The organism is Pedobacter sp. AK017, from assembly GCF_014200825.1.
In the GTDB taxonomy this organism is placed as follows: domain Bacteria; phylum Bacteroidota; class Bacteroidia; order Sphingobacteriales; family Sphingobacteriaceae; genus Pedobacter; species Pedobacter heparinus.
This window is the reverse complement of the sequence record NZ_JACHCW010000007.1, coordinates 106,398-123,291: the sequence shown is the minus strand read 5'-3', so window position 1 is coordinate 123,291 and position 16,894 is coordinate 106,398. Positions and strand designations below refer to the sequence as shown.

At 41.9% G+C, this 16,894-nt stretch carries 13 protein-coding genes and 2 tRNA genes; 8 read left to right on the top strand and 7 right to left on the bottom strand.

The features are described 5' to 3' along the window. Positions 1–41 precede the first annotated feature (41 nt). Positions 42–929: a GTPase Era gene (era, locus tag HDC92_RS11720; protein ID WP_183874663.1), complete on the bottom strand. Its 888-nt coding sequence runs from the start codon at positions 927–929 to the stop codon at positions 42–44. A 111-nt stretch (positions 930–1,040) separates the two neighbouring features. On the opposite strand from era, the gene HDC92_RS11715 reads away from it, so the two are divergent. Together HDC92_RS11715 and HDC92_RS11710 are read left to right on the top strand one after the other, a co-directional pair. Continuing rightward, positions 1,041–1,113: transfer RNA gene (locus tag HDC92_RS11715), tRNA-Met, on the top strand. Positions 1,114–1,157: 44 nt separating this feature from the next. Beyond that, a tRNA-Glu gene (locus HDC92_RS11710) sits at positions 1,158–1,229 on the top strand. Positions 1,230–1,286: 57 nt separating this feature from the next. Here HDC92_RS11710 and HDC92_RS11705 read toward each other — a convergent pair. Then, on the bottom strand, positions 1,287–2,267 hold the full coding sequence (locus HDC92_RS11705; RefSeq protein ID WP_183874660.1) for a GlxA family transcriptional regulator: 981 nt from the start codon (positions 2,265–2,267) through the stop codon (positions 1,287–1,289). 12 nt (positions 2,268–2,279) lie between these two features. Then, positions 2,280–2,879 (bottom strand): Crp/Fnr family transcriptional regulator, encoded by a 600-nt coding sequence (locus HDC92_RS11700; RefSeq protein ID WP_015809558.1) that lies wholly within the window; start codon positions 2,877–2,879, stop codon positions 2,280–2,282. Positions 2,880–3,113: 234 nt separating this feature from the next. Between HDC92_RS11700 and HDC92_RS11695 the strand changes: the two genes are divergently transcribed. Next, positions 3,114–3,596, top strand: coding sequence for a hypothetical protein (locus tag HDC92_RS11695; RefSeq protein WP_015809557.1), 483 nt, complete (start codon positions 3,114–3,116; stop codon positions 3,594–3,596). A gap of 18 nt (positions 3,597–3,614) precedes the next feature. Here HDC92_RS11695 and HDC92_RS11690 read toward each other — a convergent pair whose 3' ends face one another. Continuing rightward, complete coding sequence (locus HDC92_RS11690) at positions 3,615–4,844, bottom strand: MFS transporter (RefSeq protein WP_015809556.1); 1,230 nt, start codon at positions 4,842–4,844, stop codon at positions 3,615–3,617. A gap of 109 nt (positions 4,845–4,953) precedes the next feature. On the opposite strand from HDC92_RS11690, the gene HDC92_RS11685 reads away from it, so the two are divergent. Next, entirely contained in the window at positions 4,954–5,838 is an 885-nt protein-coding gene (locus tag HDC92_RS11685) for a LysR substrate-binding domain-containing protein (RefSeq protein WP_183874658.1), read from the top strand. Here the strand turns inward: HDC92_RS11685 and HDC92_RS11680 are convergent. Beyond that, positions 5,827–8,778 carry a glycosyl hydrolase family 28-related protein gene (locus HDC92_RS11680; RefSeq protein ID WP_183874656.1) on the bottom strand — a complete coding sequence of 984 codons (2,952 nt, stop codon included), beginning with the start codon at positions 8,776–8,778 and terminating at the stop codon, positions 5,827–5,829. The two genes, HDC92_RS11685 and HDC92_RS11680, sit on opposite strands and share 12 nt — an antisense overlap. Positions 8,779–8,943: 165 nt before the next feature. On the opposite strand from HDC92_RS11680, the gene HDC92_RS11675 reads away from it, so the two are divergent. Both HDC92_RS11675 and HDC92_RS11670 read left to right on the top strand, forming a co-directional pair. Then, a complete protein-coding gene (locus tag HDC92_RS11675) occupies positions 8,944–10,014 on the top strand; it encodes a patatin-like phospholipase family protein (protein WP_015809553.1) in 1,071 nt (356 codons plus the stop codon). Between the two features lie 70 nt (positions 10,015–10,084). Next, positions 10,085–12,562: an ATP-binding protein gene (locus tag HDC92_RS11670; RefSeq protein ID WP_183874654.1), complete on the top strand. Its 2,478-nt coding sequence runs from the start codon at positions 10,085–10,087 to the stop codon at positions 12,560–12,562. Here HDC92_RS11670 and HDC92_RS11665 read toward each other — a convergent pair whose 3' ends face one another. After that, a complete protein-coding gene (locus HDC92_RS11665) occupies positions 12,563–13,888 on the bottom strand; it encodes a sigma-54-dependent transcriptional regulator (RefSeq protein WP_183874652.1) in 1,326 nt (441 codons plus the stop codon). A 95-nt stretch (positions 13,889–13,983) separates the two neighbouring features. Further along, a complete protein-coding gene (locus HDC92_RS11660) occupies positions 13,984–14,295 on the bottom strand; it encodes a hypothetical protein (protein ID WP_036675245.1) in 312 nt (103 codons plus the stop codon). A gap of 441 nt (positions 14,296–14,736) precedes the next feature. Between HDC92_RS11660 and HDC92_RS11655 the strand changes: the two genes are divergently transcribed. Both HDC92_RS11655 and HDC92_RS11650 read left to right on the top strand, forming a co-directional pair. After that, on the top strand, positions 14,737–15,174 hold the full coding sequence (locus HDC92_RS11655; RefSeq protein ID WP_015809549.1) for an RrF2 family transcriptional regulator: 438 nt from the start codon (positions 14,737–14,739) through the stop codon (positions 15,172–15,174). Positions 15,175–15,248: 74 nt separating this feature from the next. After that, a complete protein-coding gene (locus tag HDC92_RS11650) occupies positions 15,249–16,844 on the top strand; it encodes a S8 family peptidase (protein WP_183874650.1) in 1,596 nt (531 codons plus the stop codon). The last annotated feature ends 50 nt before the right edge of the window (positions 16,845–16,894 follow it).

Sequence of the window (16,894 nt, the reverse complement as noted above, 5' to 3'; positions counted from 1 at the left end):
GATACATAATCCCATTGATATGGCTGAGTTTAGTTTTTTAGTTAGTCGTAGCCAAAGCTTTTAAGGTAGTTCTTTTTGCTGCGCCAATCGGGGATTACCTTTACAAAAGTTTCCAGGAAAACTTTCTGATCAAGAAATTTTTCGATGTCCTTGCGGGATTCCATTCCCACTTTTTTAAGCATTGCACCGCCAGTCCCAATCAGAATGTTCTTTTGTGAATCGCGTTCCACGACAATTTCGGCGGTAATGCGAACCATTGGGCCGCTTTTACTTTGCTCTTCTTTAAAGGCTGTAACGATTACCTCTGTGCTATAGGGGATTTCTTTTTTGTAGTTGAAAAATATCTTTTCTCTTATGATCTCCGAAACGAAGAAGCGCTGGCTGCGGTCGGTCAGGTCTTCTTTGTCATAGAAAGGCGCATGCTCCGGCATGTAATCCAGTACCATGCTCATGATACCCTCCAGGTTGTACTGGTGCAGGGCAGAAATGGCAAAAATATGTTTGGGATTCAATTTCTCCTGCCAGTAGGCTACTTTTTCATCCACCTGCTCCTGAGTAGCATTGTCAATTTTATTTAAAAGCACCACCAATGGGATTTCAGTATTGGTGATTTTTTCCAGCACATCATTTTCATCATGCTGCTCATTGATATCCGTTACAAACAGGATCAGATCGGCATCAGTTAATGCACCTTTTACAGAATTCATCATCGAATCCTGTAAGCCGTATAGCGGTTTTATGATGCCCGGGGTATCAGAAAAAACAATCTGATAACTTTCTTCGTTCACAATTCCTAAAATCCGGTGACGCGTAGTCTGCGCTTTTGGAGTGATGATAGAAAGTTTTTCACCCACCAGGGCATTCATTAGGGTTGATTTGCCCACATTGGGCTTACCGATGATACTTACAAAACCTGCTTTATGCGACATGAAAATATTTTTTAAAATAAATTTGCACCGCAAAGAAACGAATTATATCTTTGCATTCCAATTCGGAAGAAGAGTTAAGGATTTAACAGACACTAACGAAATTGTATATAGTGCGGGGTGGAGCAGTTGGTAGCTCGTCGGGCTCATAACCCGAAGGTCATCAGTTCGAGTCTGGTCCCCGCTACCTAAAAGTTCGCAGCTTTAATTCAGCTGAGGCAACTTTAAAATGGCCCGTTCGTCTAGGGGTGAGGACGCCAGATTTTCATTCTGGAAACAGGGGTTCGATTCCCCTACGGGCTACGGAAAAGCCTCGATGTTATCAACATCGAGGCTTTTTTTATTTAATGTCAATATTTACTACCTTGCAGCCTCCTTGTTGTATCTGCCCCTGTATTCCAAAGGCGACATACCAGTGATTTTTCTAAATACTTCACGAAAGGCCTTCACATCCGAATAGCCTACGCCATACATCACTTCATTAATTGTTTTACAACTGGTTTCCAGCGCTTTTTTTGCGGATTCAATTTTTACCCGCTGTGCATATTCAACAGGGGTATTCCCTGTAGCTTTAATAAACCTTCTGTCAAAGTTCCTGCGGCCAACCGAGAAGCTGGCCGACAAATGTTCAACAGATATTTTTTCGTCCAGTTTACTTTCGATATAAGCCTGCGCTTTCTTTACCATTTCATCCCCATGTAATTTCTGGCCGGTAAATATGGTAAATGCCGACTGGCTTTGCCTGTCTATTTCAATCTGAAATACTTTGGAACAAAAAATTGCTGTTTGCCTGTCGTAATACTTCTCTATAAGATAAATCATCAGGTTCAGAAAAGAATAAGCGCCACCATTCGTATAAATCCCGTTTTCATCAGTAATCAGCTGGTCCGTCTGTAAATTTACTTTAGGGAACATACTTCTGAAATTATCCGCTGCCGCCCAATGTGTAGAACAACTTTTTCCATCCAGCAGGCCTGAAGAGGCCAGCATAAATGCCCCTGTGCATATGCTGGCAATTTCGGCACCATCCTTATACTGCTGTTCAATCCAGTCTACCAGCAATTTGTTCCTTGTTATGGCTTTAAGATAATTATGGTTCAATGAAGGGATAATGATGAGATTGGTCTTGGTTATTGCCGAAATGTGGGTATGTGGCGTTACAGAGAATAAACCATCGTAAAAATCTACTTTTTTTGAAATGCCGGCCAACTGAATTTTGAACAATTCTTTTCTCCCGTTTTCCACCCAATATTTGTTGGCCCTCGAAAATATTTTATAAGCACCTACAATGCTGCTCAGGTTGTTTTCCCCATCCGGAACGATTATGGTAAGATGTTTCATTGAGTTTTAATTTTATGTTTTTCTGCTAACAATTTTACGGATCCGGCTCAGGCTATCCTGGTGAATGCCAAGATAGGAGGCGATATACTTTAAAGGGATTGTTCTGATCACTTCTGGTTGCTGCTCCATCAGTTTTTGGTACCGCTCTTCAGCAGTAAGGCATACGGCATCAATCTGATGGTCTTGCAGCCAGTTGAGCAGCCGGTCCATAATGGCCATTTCCAGATCTTGTGCCACGCTTAGTTGCAGTTTCATCGCTTCAACTTCTGCTTTGCCCCACTCCAGCAATGTTGCATCTGTTAGGGTCTCCAGGCCGCAGGAAGAGGGCAGCCCATTGGCGAGATATAAGAGGGTTGATACAAAATCATTGGTAGAAACCAGGCCAAGCGTATAATCTACACCCTTGTGCACCCTGAACAAACGGACAATACCCGAATTTAGGAAGTAGAATTTTGTAACAGGTTTGCCCTGTTCCATGAGGATACTATGGGCACTTACTGTTTTGTGCTTTGTAAGCGCGTGTACAAGCTTACATTCCTTATCGCTAAAAGCAAATCCCCTTTGTTTTGTAAATTGAATGAGTTTATCATAACATCCATCCTGATTTTTCATCTTTTTTACGCTTCTTTTTCTGATCTTGTTTTTGTATAAGTGATAGCTAATCAGCTACTAATATACAACGAGGTTTTTATTTTTTTATTAAAGATATGCTTCTGTAATGAATTGCTGGGGTATTGATGTCAGGAATATGCGCAATGAAATTATTTAAAACAATACATCTTTTATTTTTATTGATGTATATTAGAATGGCTAATTAAATTATTTTATCCCATAAAAATTCTTAAGATGAAAAACACCTCTCTTTACCTCGCAATTGCGGCCCTGCCGCTTTTATTTAGCTGCAATCAAAGTAGTAACAAGGGCTCCGAATTAAAAGATAGCCTGGCAATGGCCGATACCATGACGCATAAACAATGTTATGTGGCCATCGATGGAAAAGATACTGCAGATTTGAGTATAAAAACAATGAACAGTGGGAAAGTAAAAGGTAAGCTGGTGATTAATTACGCCGAAAAAGGGAAAAACGACGGCGAGATTGCCGGGGCTTATAGCGGAGATACCTTATTTGTAGATTATACCTTTAAAATTGGTAATGAAAACAAGACCATTTATAAAAACCCACTGGCATTTTTAAGTAAAGACGGTAAACTGATCCTTGGAGTTGGTCAGATAGAGACAACCTTGGGAAGGTCTTATTTTGTAAAAGGTAAGCCCATCAGCTTCGATAAAGGCAGGTTTACATTTGCTCCTGCAGATTGTAAGGAATAATTTCAGCTGCCGTACTGTTTATTTATGATGTAATATCAATGCTGAGATCCTGCGGCTGGAGAACCTGCTTTTATACAGCACAAATGATACCGTAGCCCCGAGCCCAATCAGTCCGGCTATGCAAACCGCCATTCTGGAACCAAATGCATCTGCCGTCCAGCCAATGAGCAGGCTGCCGATGGGGATCATGCCCTGATAGGCCATTACATAATAACTGATTGCCCTGCCCCTCATTTCGGGTATGGCATGGGTTTGAATATAGGTATTGATAGAAGAGGTTTGTGCCATCATGCCCAATCCACTTAAAGTCATGAATACAAGTGCAATAGGTAGTATCCCTGAGTAGGACAGGAGTACCAGGCTTAAGCCAAATATAGCACTGGCGATGATGCTGATCCTCATCATCGGTTTGGCCGATTTTAAATTGGCCAGGTACATAGCAGCTACAACCGATCCAAGACCTGCGGCACTTTCAAACCAACTGAAGGTGCCGGCATCACCATTGAAAATGGTTTTGGCAAAAATAGGCATTAAAGTATTGAAGGGGATGACGAACAGACTGCTTATCCCGATCATGACAATCATACTGCTCAGGTCCTTATCCCCGGATATGTATTTAAAACCTTCTTCAAGTTCTGTCCATATGCTTTTCTGTCCGTGGGGCATTACAGTGATATTCAGATTCATCATCAGCAGACAGATCAGTACCGGCACATAACTTACAAAGTTGCCCACAAAGCAGAAGTCTTCGCCAAAGGTACTGAGTATCACCCCTGCAATAGCCGGGCCTACAATGCGTGCCAGATTGGCCATGGTAGAATTCAGGGCAATCGCATTAGGCAGGTCGGCTTTGTCCTCTACCATTTCTACCATAAGCGATTGTCGGCAGGTAACATCAAAAGCGTTAATAATGCCTTGAACAAGGCTTAAAAAGATAATAAAAGGAATATGATAATACTTAAAGAAAATTAAAGCAGCCAAAGCCCCCGCCTGGAGCATCGAGACCACCTGGGTGATCAGCAGGATTTTATAGCGGTTGTGTCTGTCGATCAGGCTCCCGGCATAAGGCGAAAGAAAGAGTGAGGGGATTAAGCTTACAAAACCTACCAGGCCCAACATCATGGCCGAATCGGTTAGCCTGTACACCAGCCAGCTTACCGCCGTCTTCTGCATCCAGGTTCCTATAAGGGAGATAGATTGTCCATAAAAGAAGAGCTTGAAATTGCGGTATTTTAATGATCTGAACATAGGTGTGTTTCATTAAGCAGGTGCAGCAAATTTCGGCATTACATTTAAATAGGTAAAATTGATTGTTTTAATGATATTGATTAGTTTTAACGATTGATTGTAAGCGGTTATGGAAATAAGACAGATCAACTATTTTATTAAAGCTGCCGAAATGCTGCACTTTACTGAAGCCGCGGCAGCTTGCTTTGTAACGCAATCTACCCTTTCCCAGCAAATTAAACAGCTGGAAGAGGAGCTGGGGATGTTGTTGTTCGACAGGGTGGGGAAGCATGTACGTTTAACCGAAGCAGGAAATGTTTACCTTAAGCATGCCCGTCAAATTGTGCTGGATGTAAAAAAATCAAAGCAGGCCATCCTTGAACTGAACAATCTGATAACAGGAGATTTAAAGATTGGGGTTACTTATGCCTTTAGTTCCATGTTGCTGCCCGCCCTGGCACCTTTCTCTTCCAAATATCCCGGAATTAAAATTGTGGTTGAATATGGAACAGCCGGAGAACTGGAGCATAACCTGAAACAGGCCGAACTGGATGTGATCCTTGCTTTTCACGATCAGACAGACAACGACAATGTAAGCCTGGAAATGGAACATCTCTTTTCTTCCAGGATTTCGATGGTGGTTTCAAAAAAACACCCCCTTGCAGGCCTTAAAAAGATCTCGCTGAATGAGCTGGCCAAAGTAGAACTGATCCTGCCCAGCAAGGGCTTTAGTTCCAGAGATCTGCTCAATGAACTGTTCAGGAAAAGAAAACTCAGCCCGCTGATCAAAATTGAAATGAATGATGTACACTCCCTGCTTTCCATGGTAGATGAAGGGAACTGGGCTACCATCATCAATGAAAAGGCCATCCTTACCTGGGAAAATCTGATCGCCATCCCCATCTCCGGCAAAGAATATTATAAACAGGCCTTTATCTTATGGCAAAAAGGAATATACAGAAAAAAATCAGCCACCCTTTTTGTCGATGAGCTGATTAAAACCTTATTGGGCTAGTTTCAATGGCAATTTTCCCCATTCATCGTTAAAATAAACTACATCTTCTATTGCCACATCTGATGAATTTTTAAGTTTAATAACGGTAGCATTGTCTTTAGCCCTTACCAGTTTTAATGCAGAGAACCTGGCACCCAGTACATCGTCTAAAAATATCCCATACCTGCTGTCGCGTTTTTCATAATTGAAAGTGCTGTTTTTTACGGTAAGTCCGCTCACATGCCTTGCCCAGATGCCATAAGAAGGCTGAACTTTAAGGTTGGCCACATTGTATTGCCCAACACCCAGTTCGGGTGCCAGATTGGCGGTGTCGGCAGCTGCATTACCTCCTTTAACCAATACATGGACATCGTTAAATACAATGTTTTTGATATAACCGGTATGCAGCCCATTTGGAAGTTTAAAATTAAGCCCTCCCGTTACAGTTTCCGGATCAGGTAATTTATAACCGGCAACAATAGGAGTTGCTTTTTCCTGTTTGCCATCATAGGCTTTCCAACGGCCATTTTTCCCGCCGTATGAACTACCGCCGTATACTTCTGCAATATCAATTCCATTGAGGATAATATTTTCCACTTTACCAATATTTACATTTTGAACCAGCAGCTCATCATGCTTTATCCCGTTTTCCATGAAAACATACCTGCCCACTGTGGCACCTAAAATGCGCGCACGGTTAGATATAGAAATAAAAAACGGGGCTCTGGTCCGAAACATTTTAGACCTGGAATGCAGCTTTCCGGTATGTCCGCAATTTAAATGGATATCGCTGATGTGTGCCCCATCATTGGTAGAAATAGAAAAGCCAGCTTTATTTGCCCCAAGTACATAGATGTTATCAACACAGATGTCTTTAATGTCATCTGCCGTTTCAGAGCCAATCTGGAACAGGTTGCAATTGGTGTCGCCAATAATATTGCGTACTTTATAATTCCTTGCCGGCCGGGTAAAGCCCAAAGCACAGTCAGAACCTGGTTTAACGATATCATCAGAACTTACTTTGGAGTAAATATTAGTTACCGTAACGTTGTTGCAGCCCATAAAGTCATAAATGTCCCTGGCGTTAGTGGTATTGTATTTAGCAAAGTAAGTGTCGTGTACATTGATGTGGTCGGTTCCTGTAGCCAGCAGGGCAAAGTGTCCGCCGCGTTCAATTTTCAGCATGTTGTCATGGTCAAATGATTTTGAGCCATCTTTTTGAATGTAATAAGGCTCGTCTTTGCTTTCATCGTACCAAAGGTCTTCAGGATGGTATATACCACCTATTTCCAGATTGGTGCAAAGCTTAAGTGTAAACATCTTATCTGCCCTGTTATCAGGTGTATTGTTCATCACGCCATCACCATTTACCAGGTTCCCATCTCCTGTAATCAGTCCGCGTCCAATAATTTTTACATTGTCCAGGCGTTCACCAAAAAACATGGTATTTCTGAAATAGTGGTGCCCTACATCTTGTTTGGTCATGTAGTTTTCAGGATCTGCATAAGGCCCTGGTGCAGTAGGTGAAAGGCCCGATCTGTATTTTTTATCGCTAAACCAGGTCGGTTCCGGTGCGTCCGCACCTTTTATGGCCTTTATTGTTGCATCTTTATTTAAAAACAGGTATACATTACTTTTCAAATGCACGGTTCTGACATTATAGGTCCCGCTGCTAAACAACAAGGTACCGCCACCCATATTGTTTATCGTGGCAATGGCTTCATTGATAGCTTGCGTATCATCCTGTTTTCCATCGCCTTTTGCCCCAAAGCTTTTAACGTCCATTTTACCGGAATAAAATTTCAGCACATTTGAAGAACCTTTGTTCGGGCCATCTTTCACTATCAGTTTAAAGTGATATAGTTTATTGGGCTGTAAGCCGGTAACTGTTGCAAAGCCTTTTTTTGAATCTATTTTCGCCGGTAAGGATTTCCAGTTTTTGCCATGATCCAGTGATTGCATTAAAGCCGGATTCTGGATATTGTTATTTACGCCCCAGCTAAAATTGGCAGTGGTATAGCTGTCGGCCGTTTCTTTATACTGGATGTCCTTATTCAGCACCCGTTCAAAATCTGAAACGTTACTGGTTACATTAAGTGTAGCGGTCTCAGCCCCGATACCTGCGCTGGTTAAAATTTCTGGTTTGTTGGTCGTATAACTTGCTTTGAAAGTGTATGCTCCAGCCGTTTCCAGTTTAACCCCACTGATCACGATCTTCAGATCCGGACCATTTGCCGGCCTTAAATCCAGGTTTTTAAAGCTGAGTATGGCAGCACCATTGGCCGCGGCAGTGATGTTTACGCTGCCTACTTTTGAATAGGAATAATTGCTGCCTACGCGTCCAATTGATTGTGTAGCCAGGTCTTTTAATTTAACATCACCACGCCCGATTACATTCACTGTTGTATTTTCCAATGTAGGTTGAATACCCCTGGGTAAAAAGATGCTTACAGTGGCGTTAGGCGTTCTCTGTCCGGCCGTAAAATATAAAGTCAGTTCAGCCCTTGTATTTAAGGTCATATTTTTTTGCTGCAAATTCAATTGGCCACCAACTGCCATTGGTTTCAGGGCAATGTAATAGGTCTTGCTGCTTTTGCCATCAGCCGAACTGACCACCAGCTTGTCCCCGTTTAAGAGCTCTCCCTCGGTTTTTACCGAACCGTCCCGGGCCATAACCCTGTAGGTCTGGACAGATGCGTCTTTCGCCCTGAGCTGCTGCGGAAGCTGCTGCACCCCAATCTGGGTTGAAACCAGTCCCTTATCTTCAGGTGTGTCTACCGTAAACAGGTAAGTACTCCCGCTAATCAGTACCAGGGTATCGTTTGTAATCCTTACAACGTGTGTAGCAGTCCTGCTGATCTCTATTTCAACAGATGGGCCAACCTTTTTTGTTTTTAAAGCAAATGAAGGCACCGTGGTTAGGGTCAGTAAAATCAGTGATAAGGTTTTAAGTCTGTTCATGCTGGTTTAAAATAGTTTTTAAAAATCGGTAATAAGTAGTAAACTTTTACGACCAAGTATTAAGCTATTCTGGCTTGTTGTTTTGCATTTTTAAGCTTAATGAAAAACCATTTACATTAAAATTACATCTAGGTAAGTGTCAAAAAGCTATATTTACTTTTATTAATGAAAAAAATCCTTTCTATAGATGGCGGCGGCATAAGAGGTATCATTCCCGGAATGATCCTGGTTGCGCTGGAAGAAAAGCTGAAACGGGAGAGCAAAAATCCCGGAGCGGCAATTGTAGATTATTTTGACTTTTTTGCCGGCACCAGTACCGGTGGCATACTGACCTGTTTGCTATTGTGCCCCTCTGAGGAAAATCCAGGCAGGCCACGCTTTACAGCCAGAGAGGCGTTAGACCTGTACCTGAAGCATGGAAATGAAATTTTTAAAATGACATTTTTTAAGCGCATCAGGGCAAAACTGGGCCTTGCCGGCGAGCGGTATAACAGCATGGTATTTGAAGGGGTTTTGAAAACTTATTTTAAGGATACCAGACTTAGTCAGCTCCTCAAACCCTGTATCATCAGCGCTTATAACATTGAGCTGCGGAAAACTCATTTCTTCCGGCAGCAAACTGCAATTTCAAGAGGTGATGCCCGCGATTTTTACTTAAAAGATGTTTGCCGGGCTACATCAGCGGCCCCTACTTATTTTAGTGTGGCCGAGATCCACTCCCTGGCGAATGTGCGTTATCCATTGCTGGATGGGGGTGTATTTGCCACTAACCCTGCCTTGAGTGGATTGATAGAAGTAACCAAAGCTTTTAACCAGACCCGTATCAATGATATTTTTCTGGTCTCGCTGGGTACCGGAAGATCCAGAAGGTCTTATGATTATGAGCACTTTAAAAAAAGCAGTGCCATGGCCATCGTACCAGCTATTTTGGACATTATGATGAGTGGGGTAGCAGAAACCAGCGATTTCTTTTTGCAGCAGCTGTTTCATTCGGCCGGAAAAACCGAAAACTACCTGCGCATAGAGCCAGATAGCCTGGAAAGTATTAAAGAAGGACTGGACGCTGCCAGCCCTTCAAATATTGAAAAACTGGTGGCTTTGGGCGACCGTACCGTTAGCGAGAATGAAGGTCGTTTAACCGTATTGGCCAGGTTATTGATAGAGGAACAAAAGCACGGCGCCAATACCAAGCCCTGGGATTTCTTAAAAGCAGTAAGGTCGTTTGGGTCCTTTTAGGAGCTGAACTTTATTTATAGCATGCTTTTTGTTTTTACCTCTGGGTAATCGATTTAAGCTATATCTGGAAATGAATAAGATACCCCGTAAAAGTTTTATCAAAGCCATAAAAGGAAAGATCATTATTGCTTTGCTTTTAGGTTGTTTTGCCTTATTTATGGCCTGGGGTGTGAGTAAAGTAGCTTTCAAAGAGATGCTGACCACTGTAGAGAATATCTCTGCACCAAGTGAAAGATTAAGAATAGTAAATGCCATTTCAAGAAAAATAAGCAGTCTGGATCAGCTGCAAAAAAAACAGGCATTTAATGATCCCGGAAATTACAGCCAGCTTTTTAAAGAATCGCGGCAGCTTAGGCTGGTATTGGATACGCTTGCCGCTTTATACGAAAATGATGCCATCCAGCTCACACGTATTTTAACCATTAAAAAGTTGCTTGCCGAGCGGGACAAACAATTTATCAATTACCTTAAGGTAAGGGAACGGCTGGTCAACAATAAATCTTTCTCTGCACAGGTTAAAAACCTAAGTGCCTTGGTCTCAAAAGGCGCTGAACAGGCCGATAGCACCATTTTGGCCACAGAAGAAAAAACTTCCACCACCACGATCTATCCAACCGAAGAAAAGCCCAAAGGCTTCTTCAATAAAATATTTGGCAGAAAAAAAACGATTGAACAGGACAATTCCTTTAAGATTGTTAATGAAGAAAAGATTAAAAGGGATACCATAGCCCTATCTGCCGAGGACAGGATTGTGAAAAACCTGGGTGAATCTTTAAAAGTGATTGAGCAGGAACAACGCCATAAAAATGCAAGTTTCCTAAACAGGGAAGCTATGCTTACAAATGCCAATAACCAGCTGATCAACCAGATGCTCGATGTGTTGCGTAAAGTAGAAAGCGAGGTGGTTGCCCAGATTGAAATGAATGGCATCCAGGCAAAAAATGTGGTAAACACAGGTATAAATACCATCAGTATCATTATGCTCGTGTTTTTTCTGCTCACTGTGCTGCTGCTGTATTTCATTTTAACAGATATTACGCGGAGCAATAAGTACCGGGCCGAACTGGAACTGGCAAAAGACGAAGCGGAATACCATGGCATGGCCAAACAAAGGTTCCTGTCCAACATGAGCCACGAGATCCGAACACCATTGCAATCCATTATTGGTTATTCAGAATTGATCAGACAGCAAAAAAATCCGCAACGTAAAGATATCGATGCCATTTATCATTCATCCGAGCATTTACTGCAAATCGTAAACGAAGTGCTGGATTACAACAGGATTATTTCGGGCAGGTTTACTTTTTCCGAAAAAGTATTTGATATTGAAGCCCTTTTGGCCGAAGTGGTTTCGGTAATGCAGCCACAGGCTGAGCGTAAGTCGCTAAAATTGGTTACAGATTTTGTCCTTTCTGGCCAGAAATATGTAGAAGGTGATCCATTTCGTTTAAAGCAGATTTTGTATAACCTGCTGGGCAATGCTATAAAATTTACTACCGAAGGGGAGGTAAGCTTATCGGCTTTCTATAAAAGACAGGGCGAACGGCTCCACTTTACTTTTATGGTAAAGGATACCGGGATTGGCCTTAACGAAGAGGAAACTAAACTTATCTTTAATGAGTTTGAACAGGTAAATTCAATAGAAAATGAAGAGGCCATCAAAGCCGGGGCCGGGCTTGGCTTAACCATCATTAAAGCGCTGATTGAAAATCAGGGTGGGCGGATCTATGTAAAGAGCAGGAAAGGTGAAGGAAGTATTTTCACAGTATATCTGACCTTTAAGGTAGCACAGGAACCAGCATACGAAAATACAAAGGTTTTAACACCAGCCTTTAATGGAAAGGTCAGGATTGTAGATGATGACCAGCTGATCCTTGACCTCTGTGAAATCATCTGCAAAAAGCATGGTATTGATGTTGAACTTTTTAATTCCCCCTCTCAGTTGTTAAACTCGGCATGGGATAGCTCAGTAAAGCTTGTACTGATGGATATGCGCATGCCGGAGATGAACGGTATTGCACTTTGTAAATTGCTGAGAGAAAAGCTGGGAGATAAAGTGAAGATCTATGCAGTTACCGCTCAGGTATTGCCTGACGAACTGGAAAATCTTTTAAGCAATGGTTTTGATGGCCTGCTCATGAAGCCTTTTAAAGCGCATGAACTTTTAGCTGTACTGAACGAAGAAGCCGGAGCGGTTAGCCAGGCGGATGAGATTGACCTCGACCTGCGCGGCCTGAAAAAAATGACCTTTGACGATGAAGAACAACTGAACAGGATCCTTTTAAGGTTTTCTGACGATTGTATTGATGATAGTGATGAGATCAGGCAGGCTTTAACAGCAGATGACCAGCCCAAATTAAGTTTGCTTGTACACCGGCTTGCAGGAAGGATAGCACAGATCGGATCCAAAAAACTGGCCGCTGAATTCAGGCGGATGGAGATAGAATTATCTGGTAGTGAAAAGCCCGACATCCATAAGAAGAACAGAATCCTGGCACTTTTACAGCAGTTGAATCAACTTTTACATCTGGTTAAGCAACGCGCCTGATTATTCAATGCCATAACGTTCCATTTTACTGTACAAGGTTTTACGGTCAATATTGAGGAGTTTTGCCGCTTTAGATTTGTTGTACTTTACTTTAACCAGGGTTTCCGTAATCAATGCTTTTTCGTTTAACTCGTTAATCACTTTAAGGTCCGAAGTACTTGGCCGGGGAGCATGGTTTATAGAAATGATCATTTCTTCTGGAAGAGCATCAACTGCTGCAGTTTCTCCAGGTGTAAGCAGCACCATTCGCTTGATCACATTTTTGAGCTCACGAAGGTTTCCCGGCCAGTCGTACCGGAGCAACAGCTCTTTGGCCTGAGGAGATATGCTTTGTACGTTCCTGTCCAGTTCCGAATTGGAAAGTTTGATGAAGTGGCTGATAAAAAGCTCAATGTCTTTACCCCTGTCCCTCAGGGCCGGTAATTGTATCTTAAATTCATTAAGCCGGTGGTAAAGGTCTTCTCTGAACAGACCATTGGCAACACTGGTTTTAAGATCATCATTTGTGGCCGTAATGATCCGCACGTCCACTTTAATGGTCTTGGTACTGCCCAGCGGCTGTATAATTCTTTCCTGCAGGGCGCGCAACATTTTAACCTGTACTTCATAACTTAAGTTCCCAACCTCATCCAGAAACAGCGTACCACTGTTTGCAGCTTCAAACTGCCCTTTTTTATCATTCAAAGCACCTGTAAAAGCACCTTTGGCATGGCCAAATAATTCACTGGCAGCCAGGTCTTTAGATAGGGCACCACAGTCTATAGCCACAAAAGGTTTATCCCTGCGCTTACTTTGCGCATGCAGGGCACGCGCAGCATACTCCTTACCCGTGCCGCTTTCACCCTGTATAATTACAGACATATCGGTAGGGGCCACCAGGTTAATGTGCTCATAAAGTTTATCTGCAATAGCACTTTTACCTTTTATAGCATCTGCATGTTCAACAGCGCTATTGCGGCTGTTTTCCTTCTTGCCCAGGGCATTTTTAATGATCATCATCAACTCATCCGGATTAACGGGTTTTGTGATGTAATCAAAAGCACCAAGCTGTATAGATTTTACGGCTGTTCTGACATCGTTAAAGCTGGTCATGATAATAACCGGTTGTAACAACCCTTTTTCCAGAACGTGCGAAAGAATATCCAATCCCGTTCCATCAGGTAAACGGTAATCAATCAACAACAGGTCAAAGCTTTGTTCGTCTGTTATTTTAAAAGCTTTTTTTACATTGTTTACCACCTGGGCTTCGTGGCCCTGTTTTGTAAAAAAACCTTCCAATACCTGAGAAAAAGTAGAGTCGTCTTCAATGATCAGTATTTTTGCCATAGGGATTTTCGCTGTAGATATAGCAAAAATACAAAAGCCGGACGAAATCCGGCTTTTGTTAGGTGTTAAATTGTTTATTATTTTAGGATATAGGGCTATTCAATGACTACACCGTCTTTACCAATTTTTAGAGATGCAGTTTCTTCCTGTTTTTTTACATCAACCTGATAGTACTCAGATTTATCTGCTTTAGTAACTAAAAATGCAGCTGTTGGAATCCATTCTTTATATTTGTCTGATGCCAAGGTAGTTTTTACAGCATCTGGCAGGTCTTTGGTTTCAACTGGTGTTTTGGTTACGCTATCCTGATGAGCAGTAATTGTAACCGGTGTCTTAATGTCATTCGCTTTTACTGTTGTTAATCCTGCAAAGGCAAGGATGGCTGCTGATAAAATGATCTTTTTCATAATTATAATTTTTAAATTCTTGTGCTGATTAATTACAATGATATAGCGCATAATGATGCCAAAACTTGTATTTTGATGTTCTGTGGCCCTTAAAGGGTTTTTTTTACATTTTGGGCTTTTAACAGGTGTAGACATTCTCCACAATTTGTAGCGCAATTGTTCAGTTGATCATTAAACAAGAGCTTAGGACGAATAAACCGCTGGTTCCGGCTGTCCTATACTAAACGGCAGTTTAATTTTGTCAATGAGCTGGAAAAATTTTGTGCTACTCTTGTTTTTGTACTGCCCGACCAAGACAATAGCAAGACAATAGCAAGACAATAGCAAGAGGAAAGCAAGAGAATTTTATAAAGGACGGGCTCCTTGAGTATAGCTTTTTAGGAATGGACAATAAAAGAAAAGCTTTACAAAATACATAAATCTTTTCTTAGCTTTGCTAGTATGCTGTCTAAGAAAACGAAATATGCAATAAAGGCACTGGTTGCTCTTGGCAAAAACAGAGAAAATCCTCCCATGCAAATAGTAAGGCTTGCGGAGCAGGAAATGATCCCCAGAAAATTTCTGGAGCAGATCCTGTTGGATATGCGTAATGCAGGTTATTTGTATAGTAAAAAGGGAGCCGGCGGCGGGTATAGCCTGAATAAGGAACCAAATGAAATTTACCTGGCCGATATACTCCGTATTACCGATGGGCCTATCGCCATGGTGCCTTGTGCAAGTTTAAAGTTTTACCGTAAATGCGATGAATGCCATGATGAAGTGACCTGTGGCATCAGAAAAACATTTATTGATGTCAGGGATGCCACGCTTAAAGTTCTTGCCCAAACTACCATTGCAGATGTGATCGCGAGAGAAACAGATGACACACTGGTGCGTTAAACGCTGAGGCCAGCTTATACCCACTTTACCATCGTGGCGTTATAATTGATTAACTTTGCCCAAAATTTAAATATATGAATAAGATGAAAATGAATTTTTTCTGCAGTGGGCTGGTATGCCTGGTTTTGCTGACAGCAATGCCATTTATATCATTTGCCCAGAAGCCTAACTGGCAGAACCTCGACTTAAAAGCCGATTCTACATTTGGCATTAGTACAGAAAAAGCTTATAACGAGTTATTAAAGGGCAAAAAATCTGTACCTGTAGTTGTAGCCGTTCTGGATGGGGGAGTGGATATTGAACATGAAGATTTGAAACCGGTGGTTTGGGTAAATAAGAAAGAAAAAGCTGGTAATGGTAAGGACGATGATAAAAATGGTTACATTGATGATGTTCATGGATGGAACTTTTTGGGTTCATCAAAAGGTTCGGTGAATTACGAAACACTTGAACTTACACGTCTGGTACGTCGTGACAATGCCAGGTTTGCCAATTCCGATGCTACTTCAGTAAAAGCAAGTGAACTTCCGGCCTTTGAAGCCTATCAGAAAAATAAGGCAGAATTTGAAAAGGAACTTGCTGAGGCAAAAATAGGCCTGGAGCGTTTTGAAGGTATCAAAAACGCCATAGATGAAGTGGTAAAGAAAATCGGTAAAGAAAATCCGACAATTCAGGATTTCCAATCCTTTAAGCCTTCAAATGATATGGAGGCCAATATTCAGCGCATTTTGCTGGCGCAGTTAAAGGAGAGTAGCTTTGAAGATTTTTACAAAAACCAGATCATGTCCGGTTATGATCATTTTAAAAGTCAGGTAGATTATAATTTGAACCTGGATTACGATCCCCGCGGAATTGTTGGCGATGACCCTAACAATAGCAAAGAACGTTTTTATGGGAACAATGACGTAACCGGGCCTGATGCAAGACATGGGTCGCACGTTGCCGGTATCATTGCTGCTGTGCGTACCAATAACCTTGGAATTATGGGCGTTGCTGATAACGTGCTGATTATGAGTGTCCGCAATACCCCAAATGGGGATGAACGGGATAAAGATGTAGCCAACTCTATCCGTTATGCAGTAGATAAAGGCGCTAAGGTAATCAACATGAGCTTCGGTAAGTCATACTCATGGGATAAAGCGATTGTGGATGAAGCGGTGAAATATGCAGTATCCAAAGACGTTGTACTGGTACATGCTGCGGGCAACGACAATAAGGACCTGGAAGTTGAACCAAATTTCCCTGACCCTGAATATATTGGTGGTGGTAAAGCGGCCAGCTGGATAACAGTAGGGGCTTCTGGCTGGACAAACGATGGCACAATAAAAGCCAGTTTCTCTAATTATGGAAAAACTAAAGTTGATGTCTTTGCGCCGGGGGTAAATATTAATTCAACTGTACCGGGCTCAAAATATGAGAAATTAAACGGAACAAGTATGGCTTCCCCTGTCGTTGCAGGCCTTGCTGCCCTTATCCGTTCTTATTATCCCAAGCTAACTGCTGTACAAGTTAAGGATATCATTATGAAGTCTGTGGTAAAAGTCGATCAGTCTGTCGAAATCAGGGATGAAGCAGGTACTAAAAAAGTTCCTTTTTCAGATCTTTGTGTAAGCGGTGGCATTGTAAATGCCTATGATGCATTAAAACTTGCTGCCGGGTATAAGAAATAGCCAGAACACCGTTAAACAAAAAAACCGCCTTATTATATTGGCGGTTTTTT